Source organism: Monashia sp. HAY1-5C (assembly GCF_056755255.1).
Window position 1 is genome coordinate 1 of sequence record NZ_JBPGXG010000019.1, and the last position, 23,828, is coordinate 23,828.

The window sequence follows — 23,828 nt, forward strand, 5'->3', positions numbered from 1 at the left end:
CCCCCCCTTTCTTAAAGAAGAAAACGCCACACTAGATGTAGCTCCGTCTCGTGGGCTCGGAGATGTGTATAAGAGACAGGAGCTGGCCGACGGCGCGTACGTCAACCTCGGCATCGGCCTGCCGACGCTCGTGCCCAACTACGTGCCCGACGACGTCGAGATCGTCCTGCAGTCCGAGAACGGCATCCTCGGCGTCGGTGCCTACCCGCTCGACGGCGAGGAGGACCCCGACCTCATCAACGCGGGCAAGGAGACCGTCACCCTGCGCAAGGGGGCGGCGTTCTTCGACTCGGCGACGAGCTTCGGCATGATCCGTGGCGGCAAGGTCGATGCCGCGATCCTCGGCGCGATGCAGGTCAGCGAGGGCGGCGACATCGCGAACTGGATGATCCCCGGCAAGATGGTCAAGGGGATGGGCGGTGCGATGGACCTCGTCCACGGAGCCAAGAAGGTCATCGTGCTCATGGAGCACACGGCCAGGGACGGCTCGTACAAGATCGTCAAGGACTGCTCGCTGCCCTACACCGGCCGCGGCGTCGTCCAGCGGATCATCACCGACCTCGCGGTCCTCGACGTCACCGACGCCGGCCTCGTGCTGCGCGAGCTGGCCCCCGGTGTCACGGAGGAGGAGGTGCGGGACAGGACCGAGCCCGAGCTGACGGTCGACCTCCAGCCGGCCCCGACGCACGGCTGAGGGCAAACTCCCCGACACCCCGTCGAACCGGCGGCGCGGCACCCTGGGGGTCCGCGCCGCCGGGTGCGCATCCGGCGGGGTCGGCGGGCTCGGCCAGCCCTACCAAACCGGGACGATCCAGCGGTCACGGGATGATAACGATCATTCGTGACGCACTGTGGTGGTTGGGACAATTGGGACTCAATGGGTGTGCTGCCCGTTCCTGCCAGGAGTCCTGCGATGCGCCTCGTCCCCACCACCGTCGCCGTGACCGTGCTGACCGCCACGTTCGTCGTCGCCCCCACGATGTCCTCCGGGGCCAAGCCCCGGCCGGTCGCCCCCACGGTCCACGAGGTCGCCGTCCCGGCCGTCGCCGGCGCGCGCCCCGCCGCCCGAGCCGGCAGTCCGGGCAGGGTCGTCGCGGCGACCCACGTCGCCGGCGTGGACTTCGACGTCGCCGGCGTCACCTTCGACCGGACGCCGCCCACCGGCACGCGCGTCGAGGTGCGCACGCACGACGCGTCGGGCTGGAGCGACTGGGTCTCCCTCGACCTGGAGGAGGACGACGCGCCCGACCCCGGCTCGGCCGACGCGCGGCACGCGCGGCCCGGCACGGCCCCGCTCGCCGCGGCCGACTCCGACGCCGCCGACATCCGGGTCACGACGCCCGACGGCTCGGTGCCCAGCGGGCTGCGCGCGAGCCTCGTCGACGGTGGCGACTCCCCCGCCGACGCGTCGATCGACCCGCCCGCCGGCTCGGCCGTCGCGGCCGTCACCCGTCCGACGATCATCAGCCGCGCCGAGTGGGGCGCCGACGAGAGCATCCGGACGTGCGACGGCGAGCGGCTCAGCGGCTTCAAGGCGGTCGTCGTGCACCACACCGTCAACTCCAACACGTACACGGCCGACCAGGTGCCCGCGCTGCTGCGCTCGATGTACGCCTTCCACGTCCAGAGCCGCGGCTGGTGCGACCTGGGCTACCAGATCCTCGTCGACCGCTTCGGCCGCGCGTACGAGGGCCGCAAGGGCAGCACGGCCGCCTTCGTCATGGGCGCGCAGGCCGGGGGCTTCAACGCCGAGACCACCGGCATCTCGGTCATCGGCGACTTCACGTCGACGCCGATGAGCTCGGCCGCCAAGTCCATGGTGACGCGCGTGGCCGCCTGGGAGGGCGACCGCTCCCTCTTCGACCCGTCGACGTCCGTGGTGCTGACCTCCGCCGGGGGCACGCGCTACGCGGCCGGCGTCCGGGTCACCAAGCCCCGGCTCATCGGCCATCGCGACCTCAGCCTGACGGACTGCCCCGGCGACCAGGCCTACCCGCAGGTGGCCTCGATCCGCAGCGGCGCCGGCTCGATCTGGCGAGCCGGGCAGTGGTCCGTCCAGAAGCCGACGACCGTGTCGGAGACGTACGCGCGTCCGGCGACGGGCTCGTTCACCCTGACCGGCCGCGGCTACGGCCACGGCATCGGCCTGTCCCAGTGGGGCGCCTACGGCGCGGCGACGCGCGGACTCACGTGGCAGCAGACCCTCGGCTTCTACTACCCGGGCACGACCCGCACCTCGCAGGGCAACCCGTCCCTTCGCGTGCTGCTCCAGAGTGTCGGCACCGGGTCCACCGAGCTCGTCACCCAGAGCGGGGCGTGGGTCTCCAACGGCTCGAAGAGCTCGGCCCTTTCGACGTCGCTGCGCTGGCGGGTCGTCCCCGAGGGCACCGGCGTGTCGCTCCAGGCGTACTACAACGCCCGGTGGAACGCCGTGAGCGGCTGGACCCGGTCGAGCGTGCCCCTCACCCTGAGCCGACCGTCGGCCGGGACCGTCCGCCTCGTCCTGCCGAGCGGCTCGCAGCGGGAGTTCCGCGGGACCGTGCGCGTCGTGCCGGTCTCGGGCCGCGCCTACCCGGTCAACGTCGTGCCGACCGAGTCCTACCTGCTCGGGGTCGTCCCCAACGAGATGCCGGCCAGCTGGCCCGCGGCTGCCCTCGCGTCGCAGGCCGTCGCCGCGCGCACCTACGCCGCCTACGGCCGGTCGACGGCCGGCAGCCGCGCCTACGACACGTGCGACACGACCTGCCAGGCCTACCGCGGGGTGGCCGACTACTCCGCCACGGGTGTGCTGACGAGGCGCAACGAGGACGGCCGCGCCTCCGCCGCGGTCGGGGCGACGGCCGGCGTCGTCCTCGGCTACGGCGGCAAGCCCGCCTTCACCCAGTACTCCTCGTCGAACGGTGGCCGGACGGTGCGCGGCAGCGCGCCCTACCTCCTCGCCCAGTCCGACCCGTACGACGGGGCCGTCACCTCGGCGGCCAACCCCAACTCCTGGGACACGACGCTGACGGCCGCCGCGATCGAGGCCCGCTACCCGGTGGTCGGCACGCTGCGCAGCATCGCCGTCGGGACCCGAACGGGTGGTGGCGGCACCGGCACCTTCGGCGGTCGCGTCGGGACGGTCACGCTCACCGGCTCGGCCGGCTCGGTGGCGGTCAGCGCCGACGCCTTCCGATCGGCGCTCGGCCTGCGCAGCACGTGGTGGACGGTGTCCTCACCGGCGCCCCGCTCGGCCGCCTACTCGCCGCGTGACGTCACCGGCGACGGCCTCGGCGACGTCATCATCCCGTCGGGGTCGGCGCTCAAGACGCTGTCCTACACCGGCTCGATGTCCTTCACCGTCCGGCAGATCCTCTACGGCGGGTTCTCCGGCATGCGCGCCGCCACAGCCGTCGGACCCTTCGGCAACGACAACCTCGGTGACGTCGTCGCCATCGACTCCGCCGGCACCGCCTGGCTCTACCCGGGACTCGGCTCGAGCGGCCTCAACGCCGGGCGGGTCGTCCTCGCCCGGGGGTGGGGCGCCGTGACGATGATCGTGCCGACGGGCGACTGGAACGGCGACGGGTACACCGACTTCGCCACCCGCATGAGCGACGGCCGGCTCATCCTCCGCACGGGCGACGGCACCGGGGCCATCACCTCGAGCCCGACGGTCGGCACCGGCTGGAATGGCCTGAGCCAGGTGACCTCCGGGGAGTTCGACGGCGACGGCCTGCGTGACCTCGTCGCGGTCCGCGCCTCGGACGGTGCGCTCGTCCTCTACGGCGGCAACGGCACCGGCGGGTTCAAGCCGGCACGCGTCATCGGCTCGTCGGGCTGGACCGCGATGAGCGCCGTGCGGGGCATCGGCGACCTCACCGGCGACGGCCGCGACGACCTCCTGACCCGGCGCAAGAGCGACGGTGCGCTGCTCGTCTACCGGGTCCTCGGCGAGGCCCGGCTGACCACTCCCCTGCCGGCCGGCTCGTCCTCGTCGACGCTGACCTGGGGGCAGTGACGCCGGTCGCGAAGCGGGGCGGGCCTCCTCGGGTCAGCCGAGACCGGCGATGTGCTCGATGAGGCCGGTCGTCGACACCGACGGCGTGCGTGGTAGGTAGACCACCTCGCAGACGTCGCCGACCCAGTCGAACTTGCCCGTCCAGTCGTCGCCCATGACGAGGACGTCGGCGCCGTGGGTGAGGATGTAGTCGCGCTTGAGCTCGAGCGACTCCTCGACGAACACCTCGTCGACGACGCGCAGGGCCGAGACGATCTCGATGCGCTCGTCCTGCGTGAACACCGGAGGGCGGCCCTTCTTGGCGATGTTGAGCGCGTCGGCCGACACCCCGACGACGAGGCGGTCACCGAGGGCGGCAGCGCGCTGGAGCACCCGCACGTGTCCGACGTGGAAGACGTCGAAGGTCCCGAAGGTGATGACGGTCCGGTTGCTCACGGTGCTCCTCTGGCGGCTCGACCCGGGCGGTCGTTCGGCGACCCGCCCGGGGCGACGCGGTCGGCAGCCCGTGGCGGCCGTCCGCGTCGGTGCGAGGCTACTAGCCCTGCCCCGGCCACGCCGAAACGACGGGACCGCCCCGGCCGGGAGGAGGCGGGTCAGCGCCGCGAGAGGGTCTCCAGGGCCGCCAGCGCCGCGTGCGCGGCCTGGGCGAGCGTCGTCTGTGCCAGCCCGGACCCGTCGCTGACCGGCCCGCCCTCGAGGACGGCTCGGGCGAGGTCCGCCGCCGTGAGAGCCGCGAGCACGACGCCGGCCGGCCGCGGCGCGGTGTCGCTCGCCACGACCCGGGCCCCCGCCGCCAGGGCCTCCCGGACGATGACCGAGTCGCCGTCCCAGCTCGTCGGCCGCAGGAACGTGCCGACGCGCGAGAGGACGGCGCTGACCTCCGCGGACGGGCTGTCGAACGCGACGGTGAGCCACGCGCTCCCCCCGGCTCGGTGCCGGAGGTCCTGCACGGCCTCGGTGTCGTTGCCGTAGGCGAGGACCGTGAGGGTCGCGTCGGGCCAGGTCCGGCGGACGAGCTCGACTGCCTCGATGCCGAGCGTGGCGTTGTAGTGCGGCAGCCCGGCGTTGGTGGCGAGGGCGAGGGCGTGCGGCTCACGGGGGAACGGGCTCGGCACGGGCGCCGCCGAGGCGTCGAATGGCGTGACGACGGTGACGCGCGAGCGCAGCCGCTCGGGCAGGATCGCGCCGATCTCGTCGTTGACGGCCCAGATCTCGTCGTAGGCGTGCAGCGCGACGACGAGCGCCCGGCGTCGCCAGCCCGGCAGGCGCGCCACCTGGCCGCTCGTCGAGCCCGAGTGCAGGACGAGGACGGTGCGTCCGCGCAGGAGCGCGAAGCAGGGGGCGAGGAGCATCGCCCGCCACAGCCGCGTCAGGTGCAGCAGGTGCAGCCCGCGTCGGCGCAGCCCGGGCACGGCGCGCAGCGCCCGGGGAGCCGACCCGGTGTCGACGTAGACGACCTCGACGCCCTCGGCGCGCAGCGACGCGGTCAGCTGGTGGTGGCTCGTGCGCACGCCGCCGACCTCGCCGTGCTCCTGGGCCCACTGGAAGACGGGGCGGGCTGCGGACATGCCTGGGCCTCAGTCGAGCCGGGAGCTGGACAGGACGCCGAGCAGGTGGCCGCCGGCTGTGAGGACGACGAGCGGCACCATGACGACGACGAGCACCTGGGTGCCCATGAGGTCGCCGTGGACGGCGTCGACGACGGCGGCCGCGAGGGCCAGCAGCGAGGCCTCGACGGCCACGAAGGCGCGGAACACCGGCACGTAGTCGAAGGCGCGCCGCAGCGCCGCCATGCCGGATGCCTTGGGGCGGGCCGTCGTCGCGACGTCCTCGAGCGGCGGGCGGCCCGTCTTCGCCCGGGCGACGTGGACGAGGTCGGTGAACGCCTTGTTGAGCAGCACGCCGACCGCGACGAGCAGGCCGAGCACGGTCCAGCCGCCGACGTCACCGGGGTGCGCGAGTCCCCATCCGTCGGCGCGCAGTCCGATCGCCACCGGGATGGAGGCCTCGGTGACGTAGTGGCCGATGCGGTCGAGGTAGATCCCCGCGGGCGAGAAGCGCTGCCGCCAGCGGGCCACCTCGCCGTCGGAGCAGTCGAGGAGGATCTGCAGCTGCATCGCGAGGACGGCCACGACGGGACCGACGACCCCACCGAACGGGATCGCGAAGGCGCCCACGACGCCGGTGACGATCATGAGCCACGTGACGCCGTTGGGCGTGATGTGGGTGGGCAGCAGCCACCGCGTGACGTGGATCGACAGGTGGCGGATGTAGAGGGCGCCGGCCCAGTGCTCGGCGTTGTACCGCGCGATGTGTTCCGGCGGCTGCGCGACGGCCTTGAGCTGCTCGGTCGTCGGCCGGTCGTCGGTCGGGTCGTGGGCCAGGGTCATGAGGCTCCATCCTGCCGTGTGCCGCCGAGGTGTCGACGCCAGGCCCGAACGGACTCGGCGCCGAAGAGGACGGCGAGCACGACCGCCCCGGTGAGCAGGTACGGGGCCGGATGGCCGCTCAGCCCTCCGAGCAGCCCGAGGAGCACGACGCGTCCCTCGACGCCGAGCGTGACCCGCACGAGGGCGACCGTGCTGCTCGCGCCGGTCTCGCGGAGCCGGTAGACGTTGTCGTAGAGGTGCCAGCAGACGACGGCCAGCCAGGCGTAGGCGGCGGCCCGTGAGGCGGGGTCCGCTCCGGCCGCGAGCAGCAGGGCCGACGTCTCGACCGCGACGAGCAGCGCGGGCACCTGCCAGGCGAGCCGGCCTCGGCCCCGGGGTCGCGGGAGCACGGCGAGGTCGCACAGGTGCCTGAGGGTGCGGTCCGGGCGGTCGGCACGGAAGCCGTCGGTGCGGGTCAGCGCCCGCAGGAGCCGTCCGGCCTGCGTCCACGCGAGCGCGATGGCGGACGCCACGCCGAGCGCCCACAGCAGCAGGGCCGGCCGGTGGAGCAGCAGGCCGAGCGACATGACGAGGTAGCGCTCGGCGATCGGCAGGTGCAGCACCTGCTTGACGTCGCGCACCACCCGCGCCCGTCCGGTCGGCGGCGCGGGCACCGTCGTCGGTGCCCGCTCCGGGCCGCCGTCGCGGGGGTCGTCGAGCGGGTGGGGGGCGCGCGGCTCGGAGGCGGACGCGCGCTGCCGGGTCGAGTAGGCGTGGTCCTCGACGTGGCGCACCGCCAGGAGCGCCAGCACCAGGACGGCGAGCCACCAGAGGTCCTCGCCGCGGCGGGCCGCCACCCAGGCGACGGCGGCCACCATCGTGAACTCCTTGACGCGGTCGCTCACGGCATCGAGCCAGCCCCCGAACGCGCTGTAGCGCCGCGTGAACCGGGCGATCTCGCCGTCGACGCAGTCGACGACGAGCGAGGCCTGCAGCAGCACCGCCGCGAGCAGCCAGGTCCACCACGAGTCGACGGCCGTGAGGGCGCAGGCGGCGAGGCCGAGCCCGAGGCTGACCGCCGTGACGACGTTCGGGGACCATCCGTGGCGCAGGCCGAGCGCGGTGAGGCGGCGCGAGAGGGGCCGGATCGCGTGCGTCGAGAACACGCCGTCGTTGCCGCGCGAGGCAGCCCGCAGGCGCTGCTGCCAGGCCGAGCCGGGCGCGCCCCGCCGCAGCGCGGGCCCCCGCTCGACCGTGACGTGGGCGAGCGGCACCGTAACGACGGGCACGACGGCCGCGCGCACGAGCGCGACGACGACGAGGTCCAGGGCCGAGGCGCCGACGTGCCGCGCCGAGGCGCTCGCGGCCGCGGCGGCCAGGACCTCCGCGACGGCGGCCCGGTCCGCGGCAGCGACCCGGAGCAGCCCTGCGGCGTACGAGGTCGGGGCCGTCACGACGTGCCCCACCGATCCGGCCGACACCACGAGGCGGGTGTGCCGGTCGACCCGCACCGGTGCGAAGCCACCCTGGGCGAGGGCACCGGCGCTCGACCCCGGGTCGGAGGTACGGGCACCGGCGGACCCGGTCTCCGGGTCGCGCAGGTCGGTGACCGGGGCGTCGACGACGGGCACCAGCGTCGCGTCGCGCGGCGAGTCCAGCACGTCGAGGAGAGCGACGGGGCTGACCCTCAGGTCGGCGGCGGCGAGGACGAGCGGCACCGTGTCGGACGCGGCGGCCACCGCGGCGACCGCCGCCAGCACGGCCGGCACGTCGTGTGCCGGGACCTCCGGGCGTCGCACGGACAGTCCGAGCTCGGTCAGCGTCTCGACGAGGTCGGACGCCGGGTCGGGCCCGAGGACGAGGGTGTCGGCACCGGCCGAGCGGCCGACCACGAGACGGGCACGAGCGTCGCCGACGAGGGGGCGCTCGTCGAGCCTCACGTGCCGGCGTCCGCGTCGGCGTTGTACTGCTCGAGGACCTCGTCGATGGGACCGTCGCCGACGAGCTCGCCCGCCTGCAGGTAGAGGCCGCGCTCGGCGAAGCGCTTGAGGTCGTGCTCGCTGTGGGAGACGAGGAAGAGCGTCTTGCCGCCGGAGAGCATGTTCTCCATGCGCTCGTAGCACTTCTCACGGAAGGCGCGGTCACCGACGGCCAGGACCTCGTCGACGAGGACGACCGGCTGGTCGAGCGTCGTGATGAGCGCGAAGGCGATGCGCACCTGCATCCCGGACGAGAAGTGGCGGAAGGGCATGTCCATGCCCGCCTGGACCTGCGGGCCGGCGAAGTCGACGATCTCCTCGTAGCGCTCGTCGATCTGGCGCTTCGTCAGGCCGTGCAGGCCCGCCGCGAGGTAGACGTTCTCGCGGGCGGTCAGCTCGCCGAGGAACCCACCGGTCAGCTCGATGAGCGGGGCGACGCCGCCGCGGACCCGGGCGTAGCCGGAGTCGGGGAGCATGACGCCGGCGATCATCCGCAGCAGCGTGCTCTTGCCCGAGCCGTTGCCGCCGACGAGGCCGACGGCCTCGCCCTTGGCGACGTCGAACGAGATGTCGCGCAGCGCCCAGAACGTCTCGTTCGTCGCGCCGGTCTGGCCCTTGAAGACGAGCTCGCGCAGCGACATGCGCCGCTTGCGGGAGCGGTAGAACTCGATCCCGAGGTCGCGGACCTCGATCACCGGCTTGGCCATCAGATCTCCTTCAGCACGGCCGGCTCCATGCGCTTGAAGACGTAGGCGCCGACGAGCAGGAGCACGACGGTCAGCACGCAGGCCGAGGCGACGGACAGGACGTTCATCTCGCCCCGGAAGAAGCCGGACCGGAACAGCTCGAGGACCCCGCTCATCGGGTTGATCGCCAGCACGTCGCGCAGGGTCTTCGGGGCCATGTCGGCGCTGTAGAGCACGGGGGTCGCGTAGAAGCCGAGACGCAGTGCGATGCGCACGACGCGGGCCATGTCGCTGACGAGGACGGTGATCGGGGCGAGGATCATGCCGATGCCCACCGACAGCAGGAAGGTCAGCAGGAACGAGATCGGCGCCAGGATGATCGTCCAGTGCAGGTGGGTCTGCCCGGTGATCATGTAGAAGATCGTGAAGGCCACGATGACCGGCAGGCTGAGGATGAACTCGATGCCCTTGGCAAGCACGACGCGCACCACCCACAGCTCGCGCGGCAGGTTGGCCGACCGGACGAGCCGTGACTCGGCCAGCAGGGCGCGCGAGGTCTCCGACATGTTCTGGGCGAACCACTGCCAGAGGAACAGACCGGTGACCAGGTGCAGGAAGAAGGGCTGGTTGCCGGTCCGGCGCGCCTGGAAGATGAGCGTGAAGACGACGAAGTAGACGAGCGCCATGAGCAGCGGGTCCAGGATGGTCCACAGCCACCCGAGCCAGCTGCCGGCGTAGCGGACGCGCAGGTCACGTTCGACCAGGGTGCGCAGCACCTGCCGGTTGGCCATGAGGCCGCGGAACTGGGACACGCCGATCATGCGCGCAGACCACCTTCTCCTTCGTGGGTTCGGGCCGTTCGTCGGGATGCGGGCACCGTCATGGGGCCTCCGCGGCGACGGGGCACCCGTCCGGCTCTCGCCGCAGTCTAGGGGTGCCCGCCGGGGGTCGCTGTCAGGTGCGGGCCAGCCGCGACTCGATCAGCTCGGTCGCGGCGGCGACGAACCGGGCCGTCGCGGCGCCCGGCGACGTGTCGCCGAAGTAGTGGCGCACGACGTCGGCCCGCGCCTCCCCCGGCTCGGCGAACGCCGCGTCGAGGATCTTGACGATGCCGGCGGCCTCGGACGCGTCGACGAGCGGGACGCTCTCGTTCAGCCGGGTCGGTTCGACCTCGGCGGTGGGTGCGCTGGGCCGCGTCAGGACGAGCGGCTTGCCGGTGGCGAGCCAGTCGAGGGCTACCGCCGACACGTCGGTGATGCAGGCGTCGAGGGCGGCCAGGTGCCAGCCGAACGCCGTGTGGGTGTCGACGAGGTGGTGGGCGGTGGGGTCCGCGGCGTTGGCCTGCTCGACGAGGGCCGAGAGCCGGGCGGACGCCGCCCCGTAGGAGCGCTGGAAGGCGCCGGAGCGCGGGTGCGGCCGGTAGACGACGCGGAAGCGCGCGTCGGCGAGCAGCGCGGTGAGGATCGCCTCGCCGTGGGTGTCGATGGAGCCGTAGGCCATGCTCGGGCGGTCGCCCTCCCACGTCGGCGCGTAGAGCACGGTGGTGCGCCCGTCGGCCGGCAGGTGCGGGGACGGATAGGTGGTGTCGTTCTGGGGGCGGCCGATCTCGACGGCGCGTGCGGCCACGTCGAACTCGACCAGGGCTCCGGTGAGCCGCTCGGCAGCCGCCTGGCCCGCGATGAAGACGCGGTCGTAGGCCTTGAGCTGGTTGCTCGCCATGTAGGACTTGTCGCTCTCGCCGTGGCTGACGAAGACGTGCGCCGGCGTCGCGAAGCGCAGCATCTGGAAGTTGCGGACGTTCTGGTTGACGTAGAGGACCAGGCCGATCTCGTGCCCGGCCATGAACGCCTCGATGTCGGTGACCCGCGGGGCGTGCAGGACCGGGAGGGGACACTCGTCGAGGAGCAGGATGGTCGTCTCGGGCATCCGCGAGATGACGACGACCGGCTCGGTGCGCGCCAGCTCCTGCAGCGGCGCGTACCACTGGCGGATCTGGTAGAGGTTGACCGGCTCGTCGGAGAAGTACACGGCGCAGCGGAACGGGGCCTCGCTGCCCGGCTGCAGCCCCTCACGGGCGAGGCGGCGCGCAAGGCGTCGCTTGGCGAGCTGTCGCCGGACGGCGTCCCGGACGAGAGTGGCCGCCTGCTTGGCGTTGTCCATCGGTGTCGGTGTCCTTCGTGGCAGCGGTGTCGGGCGGGTTCAGCGCGTCAGGCGCCGCGGGCTCGTGAGGAACCCTATGCCCCACGCCCAGTGCATCGTCGCGAGCACGACCGGCAGGCTCGCCCGCGTGCGGGCCGACTCGCCGCCGGAGATGGCGAGGCCGCCCGCGGTGACGCCGGCGACGTAGGCGGCGGGCACGGCCCAGGCCGGGTGCCAGAATAAGCCGAGGACGGTTGCGACCGTCGTGACCCCGACCATCGTCGGCGGCGCGAGGTAGCGCGGGTTGATGGTGCCCTCGTGGTAGCGGGCGACGACACGGCGCCAGCGTCCGTAGTGGAAGTACTGCCTCGCGAGGGCGCTCACGGACGCCCGCGGCCGGTAGGTGACCTTGAGCTCGGGGGTGAACCACACCCGTCCGCCGGTCTCGCGGATGCGGTGGTTCATCTCCCAGTCCTGCGCCCGGGAGAAGTGCGGGTCGTAGCCGCCGACGCGCTCGAGCGCCTCGCGGCGGAAGACACCGAGGTACACGGTGTCGGCCTCGCCGGCCTCGCCGCCGGTGTGGAAGCGGGACGCACCGACGCCGAGGGGGCTGCGCATCGCGCACGCGACCGCGCGCTCGAAGTCCGTGGTGCCGCGCGCGTCCATGACGCCGCCGACGTTGTCGGCGCCGACCCGGTGCAGCTCGCGGACGGCGCGCGAGACGTAGTCGTCGGGGATCTCGGCGTGCCCGTCGACGCGCACGATCACCGCGCCGGTCGACGCACCGATCGCGGCGTTGAGGCCGTCCGGGGTGCGCCCGCTCGGGTTGCGCACGAGACGGACCCGCGGGTCCTCCGCGGCCAGCGCCTCGGCGACCGCGTCCGTGCCGTCGGTCGACGGGCCGAGTGCGAGGACGACCTCGATGGGGCCGGCGTAGTCCTGGGTGAGGATCATCGCGACGGCGTCGCGCAGGTGCCGCTCCTCGTTGAGCAGCGGCATGATGACGCTGACCGGCGGGGTCAGCTGCGTCGACGCGTCCACGCTGGTGTTCCTCGTCCTCTGCTCGTCGTCCCGGGGCCCGGTCGCGGGTCCCGTGTACCGCCCGCTGCCCGGGGCGCGAGCGGCGACCAGCCTACTGGAGGGTCGGGAGTCGACCGCGGGGCGCCCGAGCCACGAGGACGCGCCGGCCGCCGGGCCTCCCGGGCCCACCACGACCCGACCGGGCCCGGTGCCGCCGCGGGAGCGGGCCTTCGCACTCGAGCGTGCTCGCGGCGCTCGCGGGGAGTGGGGCGCCGCCTCCGGGGAGGGGCGGCGGCGCCCGCCACTCGGACCCCCGGTGACGACGCAGCGCCGCGGACACGGGCACGCTGTTTGACCTCGTGTCCAAGGGCGTCGCAGCCGCGAACGGCCGCGCCGCCCCCGGCGGTGCACGACCACCATACGGCCGGGTCGCGCGATCATCAAGCAGTTCGACCATCGCGTCACGTGGCGGTCGGCCTGCTCCGCCGCCGATCCGCGACTCGGTAGGTTTGGGACCATGACCCCCACCCGTGCCGCCGACCGGGCTGCGGCGACCGCCGCCCTGCGCGAGCTCATCCTCGCCGGCGAGCGCTACCGCCTCGCCGCGGCCGAGCACCTCGACCTCACCGTCAACGAGAGCCGCGCCATCAGCTACCTGCTGGCCCGCGGGTCGATGGGCCAGACCGAGCTGTCCCAGGCCCTGGGACTCACGACGAGCTCGACGACCACGCTCGTCGACCGGCTCGAACGCCGCCACCTCGTCGAGCGGGTGGCCGACCCGGCCGACCGGCGTCGGAGCACGGTGCGCATCCCCGAGGCCGACCTACGCCGGCTCGGGCAGGTGCACGACTGGGTGCCGCACACCTTCGACACGCTCGACCCGGCGAGCCTGCCGCATGTCACGGAGGTCCTCACGACCATCACCGAGGCGCTGCGGGGCGTCGCGGCCGACATCCACGCCTCCAGCTCGAGCACCCGCGGGAACCGGCGCCGGCACTGAGCCTCGTCGCCGGTCAGCCCTTGAGCAGCTGGCGTGCCATGACGATGCGCTGGACCTGGTTGGTGCCCTCGTAGATCTGGGTGATCTTGGCGTCGCGCATCATCCGCTCGAGCGGGAAGTCCTGGGTGTAGCCGGCTCCCCCGAGCAGCTGCACGGCGTCGGTCGTCACCTTCATCGCGACGTCCGACGCGTAGCACTTGGCCGCTGCCCCGAAGAACGAGAGGTCCTTGTCACCGCGTTCGGACTTGGCCGCCGCGACGTAGACCATCTGGCGCGCGGCCTCGAGCTCCATCGCCATGTCGGCCAGCATGAACTGGATCCCCTGGAAGTCGGCGATGTGCTTGCCGAACTGCTTGCGGTCCTTGACGTAGGCCAGCGCGACGTCGAGCGCCCCCTGGGCGATGCCGACGGCCTGCGCGCCGATGGTGACGCGCGTGTGGTCGAGGGTGCGCAGCGCGATCTTGAGGCCGTCACCGACCTGGCCGACGACGCGGTCACCGGGGATCCGGACGTCGTCGAAGTGCAGCTCGCGGGTCGGGCTGCCCTTGATGCCGAGCTTGCGCTCCTTCTCGCCGAAGGTGAACCCCGGGTCGGACTTCTCGACGACGAAGGCCGTGACGTTGCCACCCCGGGGACCGTCGGGGTCGGTGACGGCGAGGACCGTGTAGTACTCGGACACACCGGCATTCGTGATCCACGACTTCTGGCCGTTGAGCACCCAGCCGTCGCCGTCCTGCCGGGCGCGGCACTTCATGGACGCCGTGTCCGAGCCGGCCTCGCGCTCGGAGAGCCCGTACGAGAACGTCGTCCGGCCCTGGGCCAGGGGCGGGAGGTAGCGTCCCTTGAGCTCGTCGCTTCCGTCGAGGATGAGCGGGAGTGAGCCGAGCTTGTTGACGGCGGGGATGAGCGAGGCGGACGCGTCGACGCGGGCGACCTCCTCGATGACGATGCACGTCGCGAGCGCGTCGGCGCCGACGCCGTCGTACTCCTCCGGCACGTGGGGGGCGAAGAAGTCCGAGGCCACGAGGGCGTCGTGCGCCTCCTGCGGGTAGCGGGCCTCCGCGTCGACCGCCGCCGCGAAGGGCGCGATCTTGTCCTCGGCCACGGCGCGTACGGCCTCCCGCAGCGCCTCATGGTCCTCGCTGGTGCGGTACAGGTCGAAGTCGGCGTTCGTGCTCACGGCCCGATCCTACTCACGGGTTCGGATTAGTAGGACGTCCTCGTGATCGACGCCACGAGTACCGCGCCACGGCGCACTTATCCGACGCGGAAGCGGCCCCGACGCCGCCAGTACCGCGCCACGGCGCGGCTTCCGCGTGAGGTGGCCGCCACCCCTCGGACACCGGCTCCCACTCCTCGGACGCCGCTGTCTACACTGCGGGCAGGTCATGAGCGCCAGCGCCAAGCCCCGGCTCGCTGGCCGGCAACCCTCCCAACCGCGGCGGGGTGCCCCGGGTGAGGACCTGGCCCGACGTCGACAACCGGCGCGGGCAAGCGCGGAGACCCTCTCCCCGCACCGAGCCGTCGGTGCGCCGGGCCGTCGGGACGACGACCGGTCATCGACCCGAACCAGGAAGAGCAGACCACGATGACCGAGCCGAACTGGTCCTTCGAGACCAAGCAGATCCATGCCGGACAGAGCGCCGACAGTGCGACCGGTGCGCGCGCCCTGCCGATCTACCAGACGACGAGCTACGTCTTCGACGACACCGACCACGCGGCGAACCTGTTCGGGCTCAAGGAGTTCGGCAACATCTACACGCGGATCATGAACCCGACGACGGATGTCGTGGAGCAACGCATCGCCGCACTCGAGGGCGGTGTCGGGGCCCTCCTCGTCGCCTCGGGACAGTCGGCCACCACCCTGGCCCTGCTCAACATCGCCGAGGCCGGTGACCACATCGTCGCCTCGCCGAGCCTCTACGGCGGCACCGTCAACCTGCTGAGGTTCACCTTCCGCAAGCTCGGCATCGAGGTGAGCTTCGTCGAGGACCCCAGCTCGGTCGACGCGTGGCGTGCCGCCGTGCGGCCGAACACGAAGGCGTTCTTCGGCGAGACGATCGCCAACCCGAAGGCCGAGGTGCTCGACATCGAGGCGGTCGCGGCGGTCGCGCACGAGCACGGCGTCCCCCTCGTCGTGGACAACACCATCGCGACCCCGTACGTCATCCGCCCGATCGAGTGGGGCGCCGACGTCGTCGTCCACTCCGCGACGAAGTACCTCGGCGGTCACGGCACGTCCATCGCCGGCGTCATCGTCGACGCGGGCCGGTTCGACTACGGCGCCGACCCGGAGCGGTTCCCGAACTACAACACCCCCGAGGAGAGCTACCACGGCCTCGTCTTCGCCCGGGACCTCGGCGTCGGCAGCCCGCTCGGGGCCAACCTCGCCTACATCCTCAAGGCGCGTGTGCAGCTGCTGCGGGACCTCGGGCCGGCCGCGGCACCGTTCAACGCGTTCCTCATCGCCCAGGGCCTCGAGACGCTGTCGCTGCGCATCGAGCGCCACCTCGCGAACGCCACCAGGGTCGCTGCCTACCTGCAGGGTCACCCCCAGGTGGAGCGGGTCGTGTGGGCGTCGCTGCCGGACAGCCCCTCCCACGCCACGGCGCAGAAGTACGCGCCCCGTGGCGCGGGCGCGGTGCTCTCGTTCGAGATCGCCGGTGGTCTCGATGCCGGCAAGAGGTTCGTCGAGGCGCTGACCCTGCACAGCCACGTCGCGAACATCGGCGACGTGCGGTCCCTGGTCATCCACCCCGCCTCGACGACCCATTCGCAGGGCCCCGAGGAGGACCGCCTCGCGGCGGGCGTCACGCCGGGTCTCGTTCGCCTCGCCGTGGGCATCGAGCACATCGACGACATCCTCGCCGACCTCGAGCAGGGTTTCGCGGCCGCGAAGCCCTGAGCACCGGCGGAAGCCGGGGTGTGGCGGGTCGGCACGGCTGGCAGCATGTCGGCCATGCCGATCCGCTACCCCGCTCCCCTGCGTCCCGGCGACCGGGTCGGTGTCACCTCGCCGAGCTCGGGCGTCCAGGACCGCCTGTGGGGTCGGTTCACCCATGCCGTCCGGTGCCTGCGCGACCGCGGGTTCGACGTGGTGGTGGGCGAGCTCAACCACGCACCGAGTCACGTCAGCGGGCCGCGTGAGGCACGCGCGGCCGAGCTCATGTCGATGCTCACCGACCCCACGATCAGGGCCGTGGTGCCGCCCTGGGGTGGTGAGACCGGCATCGACCTGCTCGACCTGCTCGACCTGGACGCCGTCTCGTCCGCCGAGCCGACGTGGTGCGTCGGCTTCTCCGACACCTCGACGTGGCTGACCCCGCTCACCCTCACCACCGGCCTGGCCACGATCCACGGGCAGAACCTCATGGACACCCCGTACGTCCTGCCCGACGGCATCCTGCACTGGGTCGACGTCGCGTCGGCCTCAGCCGGCGAAGAGCTGGTGCAGCGCTCCCCCGGGCGGTTCCGCTCCGGCGGCTGGGACGACTACGCCGCCGACCCGACGGTCTCGCGGATGACCCTCGACGGACGCGGTACGTGGACCCGCATCGACCCGGGGCACGAGGGTGAGCCCGCGGGCTTCTCGGGGCGGCTCGTCGGTGGCTGCGTCGAGACGATCAGCTTCCTCGCCGGCAGCACCTACGGCGACACGAGCACCTTTGCCGCACGGCACGCCCCGGAGGGCCTCGTCGTCCTGCTCGACATCGCCGAGTGGCCCTCGTACGACGTCTGCCGCGCCCTTCACGCCATGCGGTTGCGCGGCTTCTTCGACGCGGCCACCGGCATCCTCGTGTCACGCACCAACGCCCCGGAGCCGGGCGGGTTCACCCAGCACGACGCCGTCAGCGACGCCCTCGGCATGCTCGGCGTGCCGATCCTGGCCGACGTCGAGTGCGGGCACGTCGCGCCGTTCCTCGCGCTCGTGCAGGGCGCCACGACGTCCGTCGAGCACGACCCGGCAGCCGGCACGCACACGGTCGTGCAGCGACTCGACTGACGACGCGCGACTCCGCGGGTGGCTAGCCGACGACCTCGTCGAGGTAGCACCAGCGCCACGTCTCACCCGGCTCGATGGAGCGGATGACCGGGTGTCCGACGTCGTGGAAGTGCGCCGTCGCGTGCTTGAACTCCGAGGAGTCGCAGCAGCCGACGTGACCGCACTGGAGGCACAGGCGCAGGTGCACCCACGTCGTGCCGGCGCGGAGGCACTCCTCGCAGCCCTCGGGCGTGCGCGGCTCGGCGCACGAGTCGGTGTCCTCCAGGTGCTCGCACGGGCTCTCGAGGGTCTCCACGGGCAACATCTCGCTCTCTGCCATTCGTTCCTGCTGGTCGTCGATGCGGTCCAGCATCGTCTCCTCGAGGTCGAGGGCCCCGAGGACGACGCGGAGCACGGTCTGGTCGGCCCGACCCTCGTCACGCAGCCGCAGCACCTCGCCGCGCTCGGCCTGCAGCATCGTCATGCGGGCACGGACGTAGCGCTCGCTCGGCGTCTCGTCGACGTCGGCGCCCCTCGGACCGAGGCGCTCCCACATCTGGTTGAGCCGGTCGTCGGCGCGGTCCCGCAGCGTCGTCCGCGTCGCGTCGTCGACGTCGGGCATCGCGTCGAGGGCCTCCAGCCCGGCCCGCGTCGCGGCCTGGAGCACGGTCGCGGCCTGGAGGGCGTCCTCACGCGGGTCGGGGCCGCGCACCCCGAGCCGACGCGCGAGGCGCGGCAGCGTCGTGCCCTGGACGATCAGCGTCCCCACCGTGACGACGACGGCGACGAGGACGAGGACGTCGCGGTGCGGCGTCTGGTCCGGGAGGAGCAGCGCGGCCGCGAGCGTCACGACGCCACGCATGCCGGCCCACGACAGCACCGCCGAGTGCGACCACGGCGACGGCGCCTCGAGGCGGAGCACGCTGGACTTGAACCACCGGAACGGGAACACCCAGACCGGCCGGGCGAGCAGGACGACGACGAGCGTGCCGAAGGCCGCGAGCGCGATGGTGCCCCACGACAGCGACGACGCGCGCACCTTCTCGACCACGTACGAGACCTGCAGGCCGATGAGGAGGAACACGGCGTTCTCGAGGAGGAACTGGATGGACCCCCAGTTGATCCGCTCGGACAGCCGTGACGCGCCGGTCTGCGACCGCGGCGACCGGTGACCGAGGACGATGCCGGCGGTGACGACGGCGATGACCCCCGACGCGTGCAGCTCCTCGGCGGGGACGTAGGCGGCGAAGGGCACCATGAACGACAGGACGGTGTCGAAGGCGGCCTCGGTCGAGAACCGCTTGCGCAGGACGAGGACGACCAGCGACACCACGAAGCCGATCGCCGCACCACCGACCGAGGCCCAGAGGAACTGTCCGACGACACCGCCGAAGGTCAGGGTCTGCGCCCGGTCGCCCGTCGCGAGACCGGCCGCGGTGAGCGCCGTGCTCAGCGCGACGAGCGCCGTCGCGTCGTTGACGAGCGACTCGCCCTCGAGGATCGTCACGAGCCGCCGCGGCAGCCCGATCTGCCGTCCGACCGCCGTGGCCGCGACCGCGTCGGGCGGGGCCACGACGGCACCGATGGCGAACGCCACGGCGAACCCGAGGCCGATCAGCTGGTGCAGGAACACCGCGACGGCGAGGGCGGTGAACAGCACCAGCCCCACCGACAGCGACACGATCGTGCCCTTGTACGTGCGGACGTCGACGAGCGAGGTCTGGATGGCGGCCGCGTAGAGCAACGGCGGCAGGATGCCGAGGAGCACCTCCTCGGGGGTCAGGGCCACCTGGGGCACGAAGGGCAGGTAGGACCCGACGATGCCGACGAGCATGAGGACGAGCGGTGCGGGCAGGCGCAGACGGTCAGCCAGCCACGCGCCGCCGAGGACGGTCGCGGCGATCGCCAGCAACCCGGTCGCGATCTCCACCGGGCCATCCTGCCAACATGCCGCCCCCTGCGCGTCATCGGACCGCCGCGTGGGCGGCCCGGGGGGCTCAGAAGAACGAGCGGACCGCCTCGATGACGCGCTCCTGGTCGGCCTCGGTCAGCTCGGTGGCACAGGGCAGCGAGACGCCGCGGGCGAAGAGCCCCGAGCCGACCCCGCCGCCGAGCACCGGCGCCGTCGCGAACGGCGGCTGCGCGTGCAGCGGTCGCCACAGCGCGCGGGCGCCGACCCCGAGCGCGTGGAGGTGTCCGAGCAGCTCGTCCCGGCCGCGGCCGTCACCCTCGGGCACGAGCACCGAGTAGAGCCAGTACGTCGCGTCGAGACCCTCGACGCGCGGCGGCAGGACGAGCGGGAGGCCGGCGAACGCCTCGTCGTACCGCGTCGCGATCCGGTGCTTGGCCGCGACGAACTCGTCGAGGCGCTCGAGCTGGGCCAGGCCCAGGCCCGCGGCCAGGTTGGTGAGCCGGTAGTTGTAGCCGACCTCGTCGTGCAGGTACCCGACGTCGGGAACCTTGGCCTGGGTGGTCAGGTGGCGGGCCCGCGCGGCGAGCTCGTCGTCGTCGGTGACGAGCATCCCGCCGCCACCGGTCGTGGCGATCTTGTTGCCGTTGAAGGAGAAGCAGCCGACCCGCCCCACGGTGCCGGTGTGCGACCCGGCGTACCGACCGCCGGACCACGTGGCGCCGAGCGACTCGGCGGCGTCCTCGAGGATCGCGACGCCGTGGCGTGCGCACGCGTCGACGAGGGGCTCCATGTCGGCGGGCTGGCCGAGGACGTGCACCACCTCGACGACCTTCGGCAGCGGGCGACCCTCGGCGGCCCGGCGGTCCAGCTCGCCGGCGACCAGCTCGGGGTCGAGGTTCCACGTGCGGGCCTCGGAGTCGACGAGCACCGGGCGCGCCCCGACGTAGGCGATGGGGTTGACCGACCCGACGAAGGTGAAGTCGGAGCAGAACACCTCGTCGTCCCGCTCGACGCCGAGCAGCAGCAGACCGACGTGGATCGCGGCCGTCCCCGTTGCGCAGGCGACGGCGTGCCGGGCCCCGACGCGCTCGGCGAACCGGTGCTCGAACTCCGAGACGAACGGTCCGACGGACGAGACGAACCCGGACTCGACCGCCTCGAGGACGTACCGACGCTCGAGCTCGCCGATGTTGGGGACGGCCAGCGGGATCGTGCCCTCGGGCCCGCGCGAGCCCGGCGCGTGCGCCTCCCCGGCCGGCGGCCTCGCTGCGCCCGTCGTCACCGGTGGTACCGCCCGGCCGTCTCGGGGTCGACCCGCGGGCGCAGCCATTCTGCCGTCGCGGCCAGGCCCTCCTCGAGTGACACGGTCGGCGCCCAGCCGAGGACCGCGTTGGCGCGCGACGGGTCCGACAGGAGGACCTGCACCTCGGAGTTCTCCGGGCGGATGCGGTCGCTCTCGGTGACGACGTCGGCGTCGTTGCCGGTGACCTTCTTGCACAGCTCGACGACGTCGCCGACCGACACGGTGCGCCCGGTGCCGAGCTGGATCGTCGTCCCCGGCTCGACGTCCGCGAGGGCGGCACGCACGAAGCCGTCGGCGGTGTCGCTGACGAAGGTGAAGTCGCGCCTGGGCGTCACGTCGCCGAGCCGCAGCTCGGACGCGCCGGCGAGCAGCTGCGACAGGACCGTCGGGATGACGGCGCGTGTGGACTGGCGCGGGCCGAAGGTGTTGAAGGGCCGCAGCGTTGTGACCGGCGTGCCGAACGACAACGCGTACGACTCGCACATCTTGTCGGCCGAGATCTTCGTCGCCGAGTACGGCGACTGGCCGCGCAGCGGGTGCTCCTCGGTGATCGGCACCGACTCGGGCGTGCCGTACACCTCGGACGTCGACGTGTTGACCATCCGCGGCACGCCCTGGCGGCGCACGGCCTCGAGGACGTTGAGGGTGCCGATGACGTTGGTCTCGACGTAGGAGCGGGGCGCCACGTACGAGAACGGGATCGCGATGAGCGCGGCGAGGTGCAGCACGACGTCGACGCCCTCGGCGCTGGCCATGACGTGCTCGGGGTCGCGGATGTCACCGAGGACGACCTCGGCCCGGCCGTCGCGCACCGCGCGGCGGAAGGTGTCCGACTCGTCGAGCCAGCCGGTCGAGCCGTTGGAGTTGTAGAGGCAGAAGGCCCGCACCTTCGCGCCGTCGGCGAGGAGCCGCTCGACGACGTTGCTGCCGATGAAGCCGTCGGAGCCGGTCACGAGCACGGTCTTGTCGGCGATCGACCCGGTCATCGGCTGGGGCGTGGGTTGCGTTGTCACAGCTGCCTTCTCGTCGTGTGGGTTCGTCGTACTCGTCATGCTCGTGGCTCGTCGTCGTGCTGGTCAGTCGTCGTGCTGGTCAGTCGTCGTGCTCGTCGGTCGTCGGCCTGGTCGGGTCGACGTCGGGCTCGGACGGAGGCCGGCGCCCTCAGCCCTGGCCCTGCGCGCGGGCGAGGTCACCGGGCGTGCCGACGTCGATCCACTCGGACTGGATCGGCCAGGCCGTCACCGGCTCGCCCCGCTCGAGGCACGTCTCGACGAGCTCGGGCATCGTGCTCGCCCGGCCGGCGGGCAGCCACGCGAGCGCGCGCGGCTCGACCGCGTAGACGGCGGCGTTGATGTCGAGGCTGAGGGTCGGCTTCTCGGACAGGCCGGTGACCCGCCCGCCCTCGCTCTCGACGACGCCGAACGGCACCTCGTGCTGGTAGGTGCGGGTGGCCACCGTGACGGCGGCACCGGTGCGCAGGTGCGCCTCGAGGAGCTGGCCCGCGCTGTAGTCGACCATGAGGTCGCCGTTCATGACGACGACCGGGTGTGCGAGGTCGGGGCGCTGCTCGCGCAGCAGGGTGAGGGAGCCTGCGGTGCCGAGCGGCAGGTCGGGCTCCTCGCGCAGGTAGCGGACCGTGCAGCCGAGGCGCGAGCCGTCGCCGAGGTGCTCCTCGATCTGGTCGGCGAGGTAGTTGACGCTGACGTAGATGTCGCGGATGCCGTCGCCGACGAGACCGAGGACGATCCACTCGAGGATCGAGCGGCCGGCGACGGTCATGAGGGGCTTCGGGGTGTCGCGGGTCAGGTCGCCGAGACGGGTGCCACGACCTCCGGCCATGACGACGGCGACGTTGGGCAGCGGTGCCGACCCGACGACGTCGGACAGCGTGTGCAGCCCGACGAGCGTGCCGTCGTCGGCGACCTCCGGCACCGCGGAGATCCGCAGCGCCTGCATGAGGTCGAGGACGAGCGCCCGCGGTGAGCCGGCGGCCACGACCTGCGGGCTCGTCGTCGCGTGCTCCAGGGCCGGGTCGTCGAGGCTGGACCCCTTGAGGAAGGCGCGCCGCAGGTCGCCGTCGGTGAGCAGCCCGGCGAGGCGGCCGGCGTCGTCGACGAGGAGGCAGACGAGCGTCGCGCTGCGGTCGACGACCTCGAGGGCGTCCCGGATCGTCGCCGTCGTCGGCGCGCTCGCGGCGCGCAGGTCTCGGGCGGTCACCGGTCCTCCTCGCCCGTCGGCCTCGCTGGTGCGGCTCCGTCGCGGACGGGCAGGTCGACGAAGCGCTTGACGCGCGGGGCGGTGCCCGCTCCCCGAACGATAGCGAGGATGCGCCCGCTGGCATCACCCGCTCCGTACGGGTTGGTGGTCGCGCGGGCCGCCGCGGTCAGCGCCGCCCGCACGGCGGTCTCCACGGGGACGCGTCCCTCCTCGGCGTGGGCGACGTTGGCGCCCCGCAGCCGGCCCCGCTGCCGCTCCCCCACGTCGACGGCCGGCACCCCGACGCTGGCCGCCTCGATGACGCCCGAGCTGGAGTTGCCGACGACGACGTCGGCCGACGCGAGGACCCGCGGGTAGTCCCGACCGAGGGCCTCGACGACGCGCAGCCGTGGCTCGTGGGCCGCGACCTGCTCGAGCGCGGCGATGATCGCCTCACGCCCGTCGTCCATGCCGGGGTGGGTCGCCACGACGGTGCCCGACGCGGCGAGCGTCGCCTCGAGGGCCTCGCGCGCCCACCTGTCCACCGGGGCCCCGGGCTGGGCCGTCGGCGGGTGGTAGGTGAACAGGGCGAAGGGACGCGTCACCGCGTCGAGGCCGACGAGGGCCGCCAGCGTCGCGTCGTCGAGCGGCTCGGCGGCCGCGAGCCGGTCGAGGCCGGGGGCCCCGGTGACGTGGACCCGGTCGGCCGGCTCGCCCATCTGCCGCAGGCGCGCGGCGGCCTCCTCCGAGGCGACGCAGTGCTGGTCGGCGAGCTTGGTGACGGCGTGCCGGACCCGTTCGTCGACGGCACCCTCGGTCACCTCGCCACCGTGCAGGTGGACCACCGGCACGCCGAGCAGGAAGGCCGGCGGCACGACGTAGAGCAGCTCCCACCGGTCCCCGAGCACGACGAGGGCGTCGGCGTCGAGCCGGCCGAGCACCTCCCCGGCGGCCCGGGCGATCACCGCGCCCTGCTCGAGCTGCGTCCCCACGGTGACCGCTGTCATCGGTTCGGCCAGCGGCTCGACGCGGGAGCGCCACTCCTCGGGAGCCAGCACGGGCGGCAGCGCCGCGGCCAGGTCGTCGGGCGCGTACATCACGCCGGTCAGCACGTGCAGCTCGACGTCGTCGGCCGCCGCGAGCGCCTCGAGCACGGCCGAGAGCGGGCCGAGGTCGGCACGCGTGCCGACGAAGACGGCGACGGTCGTGCGGTCGCCGCAGTGCGCACCGGGAGCCGGCACG

19 protein-coding genes and 1 riboswitch are annotated in these 23,828 nt (G+C 73.1%); of the genes, 5 read left to right on the plus strand and 14 right to left on the minus strand.

The window, feature by feature from the left end:
* The first annotated feature begins 64 nt into the window (after nucleotides 1-64).
* Together ACR9ZK_RS04820 and ACR9ZK_RS04825 are read left to right on the plus strand one after the other, a co-directional pair.
* On the plus strand, nucleotides 65-694 hold the full coding sequence (locus tag ACR9ZK_RS04820; protein WP_481340744.1) for a 3-oxoacid CoA-transferase subunit B: 630 nt from the start codon (nucleotides 65-67) through the stop codon (nucleotides 692-694).
* Between the two features lie 219 nt (nucleotides 695-913).
* Complete coding sequence (locus tag ACR9ZK_RS04825; protein ID WP_481340745.1) at nucleotides 914-4,000, plus strand: SpoIID/LytB domain-containing protein; 3,087 nt, start codon at nucleotides 914-916, stop codon at nucleotides 3,998-4,000.
* Nucleotides 4,001-4,033: 33 nt separating this feature from the next.
* On the opposite strand, the gene ACR9ZK_RS04830 is transcribed toward ACR9ZK_RS04825, so the two are convergent.
* The 8 genes from ACR9ZK_RS04830 to ACR9ZK_RS04865 all read right to left on the minus strand — a co-directional run bounded on the left by ACR9ZK_RS04830 (nucleotide 4,034) and on the right by ACR9ZK_RS04865 (nucleotide 12,214).
* A complete protein-coding gene (locus ACR9ZK_RS04830; protein ID WP_481340746.1) occupies nucleotides 4,034-4,435 on the minus strand; it encodes an FAD synthase family protein in 402 nt (133 codons plus the stop codon).
* Between the two features lie 158 nt (nucleotides 4,436-4,593).
* A complete protein-coding gene (locus tag ACR9ZK_RS04835; protein ID WP_481340747.1) occupies nucleotides 4,594-5,568 on the minus strand; it encodes a glycosyltransferase family protein in 975 nt (324 codons plus the stop codon).
* A gap of 9 nt (nucleotides 5,569-5,577) precedes the next feature.
* Nucleotides 5,578-6,390 carry a CDP-alcohol phosphatidyltransferase family protein gene (locus ACR9ZK_RS04840; protein ID WP_481340748.1) on the minus strand — a complete coding sequence of 271 codons (813 nt, stop codon included), beginning with the start codon at nucleotides 6,388-6,390 and terminating at the stop codon, nucleotides 5,578-5,580.
* On the minus strand, nucleotides 6,387-8,309 hold the full coding sequence (locus tag ACR9ZK_RS04845) for a DUF5941 domain-containing protein (protein ID WP_481340749.1): 1,923 nt from the start codon (nucleotides 8,307-8,309) through the stop codon (nucleotides 6,387-6,389). Before ACR9ZK_RS04845 ends, ACR9ZK_RS04840 begins: the two co-directional genes overlap by 4 nt.
* Nucleotides 8,306-9,055 (minus strand): ABC transporter ATP-binding protein, encoded by a 750-nt coding sequence (locus tag ACR9ZK_RS04850; RefSeq protein ID WP_481340750.1) that lies wholly within the window; start codon nucleotides 9,053-9,055, stop codon nucleotides 8,306-8,308. The genes ACR9ZK_RS04845 and ACR9ZK_RS04850 overlap by 4 nt, the downstream gene beginning before the upstream one ends.
* On the minus strand, nucleotides 9,055-9,855 hold the full coding sequence (locus ACR9ZK_RS04855) for an ABC transporter permease (protein WP_481340751.1): 801 nt from the start codon (nucleotides 9,853-9,855) through the stop codon (nucleotides 9,055-9,057). The genes ACR9ZK_RS04850 and ACR9ZK_RS04855 overlap by 1 nt, the downstream gene beginning before the upstream one ends.
* 133 nt (nucleotides 9,856-9,988) lie before the next feature.
* Nucleotides 9,989-11,194, minus strand: coding sequence for a CDP-glycerol glycerophosphotransferase family protein (locus ACR9ZK_RS04860; protein WP_481340752.1), 1,206 nt, complete (start codon nucleotides 11,192-11,194; stop codon nucleotides 9,989-9,991).
* Nucleotides 11,195-11,233: 39 nt separating this feature from the next.
* Entirely contained in the window at nucleotides 11,234-12,214 is a 981-nt protein-coding gene (locus ACR9ZK_RS04865; RefSeq protein ID WP_481340753.1) for a glycosyltransferase family 2 protein, read from the minus strand.
* Nucleotides 12,215-12,710: 496 nt separating this feature from the next.
* Here ACR9ZK_RS04865 and ACR9ZK_RS04870 point away from each other — a divergent pair, with 496 nt between their 5' ends.
* Entirely contained in the window at nucleotides 12,711-13,193 is a 483-nt protein-coding gene (locus ACR9ZK_RS04870) for a MarR family winged helix-turn-helix transcriptional regulator (RefSeq protein ID WP_481340754.1), read from the plus strand.
* Nucleotides 13,194-13,206: 13 nt separating this feature from the next.
* On the opposite strand, the gene ACR9ZK_RS04875 is transcribed toward ACR9ZK_RS04870, so the two are convergent.
* Complete coding sequence (locus ACR9ZK_RS04875; protein ID WP_481340755.1) at nucleotides 13,207-14,373, minus strand: acyl-CoA dehydrogenase family protein; 1,167 nt, start codon at nucleotides 14,371-14,373, stop codon at nucleotides 13,207-13,209.
* A gap of 204 nt (nucleotides 14,374-14,577) precedes the next feature.
* Nucleotides 14,578-14,696: riboswitch (SAM riboswitch) on the plus strand.
* Nucleotides 14,697-14,751: 55 nt separating this feature from the next.
* Here ACR9ZK_RS04875 and ACR9ZK_RS04880 point away from each other — a divergent pair.
* Both ACR9ZK_RS04880 and ACR9ZK_RS04885 read left to right on the plus strand, forming a co-directional pair.
* Nucleotides 14,752-16,098 carry a bifunctional o-acetylhomoserine/o-acetylserine sulfhydrylase gene (locus ACR9ZK_RS04880; RefSeq protein ID WP_481340781.1) on the plus strand — a complete coding sequence of 449 codons (1,347 nt, stop codon included), beginning with the start codon at nucleotides 14,752-14,754 and terminating at the stop codon, nucleotides 16,096-16,098.
* A gap of 54 nt (nucleotides 16,099-16,152) precedes the next feature.
* On the plus strand, nucleotides 16,153-17,196 hold the full coding sequence (locus ACR9ZK_RS04885; RefSeq protein ID WP_481340756.1) for an LD-carboxypeptidase: 1,044 nt from the start codon (nucleotides 16,153-16,155) through the stop codon (nucleotides 17,194-17,196).
* A 22-nt stretch (nucleotides 17,197-17,218) separates the two neighbouring features.
* On the opposite strand, the gene ACR9ZK_RS04890 is transcribed toward ACR9ZK_RS04885, so the two are convergent.
* The 5 genes from ACR9ZK_RS04890 to neuC form a co-directional block, all read right to left on the minus strand.
* Nucleotides 17,219-19,105, minus strand: a complete 1,887-nt coding sequence (locus ACR9ZK_RS04890; RefSeq protein WP_481340757.1) for a Na+/H+ antiporter — start codon at nucleotides 19,103-19,105, stop codon at nucleotides 17,219-17,221.
* Nucleotides 19,106-19,172: 67 nt separating this feature from the next.
* Nucleotides 19,173-20,369 carry a DegT/DnrJ/EryC1/StrS family aminotransferase gene (locus tag ACR9ZK_RS04895; protein WP_481340758.1) on the minus strand — a complete coding sequence of 399 codons (1,197 nt, stop codon included), beginning with the start codon at nucleotides 20,367-20,369 and terminating at the stop codon, nucleotides 19,173-19,175.
* Nucleotides 20,366-21,403: an SDR family NAD(P)-dependent oxidoreductase gene (locus tag ACR9ZK_RS04900; RefSeq protein WP_481340759.1), complete on the minus strand. Its 1,038-nt coding sequence runs from the start codon at nucleotides 21,401-21,403 to the stop codon at nucleotides 20,366-20,368. Before ACR9ZK_RS04900 ends, ACR9ZK_RS04895 begins: the two co-directional genes overlap by 4 nt.
* 148 nt (nucleotides 21,404-21,551) lie before the next feature.
* Nucleotides 21,552-22,607: a sugar phosphate nucleotidyltransferase gene (locus tag ACR9ZK_RS04905; protein ID WP_481340760.1), complete on the minus strand. Its 1,056-nt coding sequence runs from the start codon at nucleotides 22,605-22,607 to the stop codon at nucleotides 21,552-21,554.
* A complete protein-coding gene (gene neuC, locus ACR9ZK_RS04910) occupies nucleotides 22,604-23,827 on the minus strand; it encodes a UDP-N-acetylglucosamine 2-epimerase (protein WP_481340761.1) in 1,224 nt (407 codons plus the stop codon). Before neuC ends, ACR9ZK_RS04905 begins: the two co-directional genes overlap by 4 nt.
* Nucleotide 23,828: the final 1 nt, after the last annotated feature.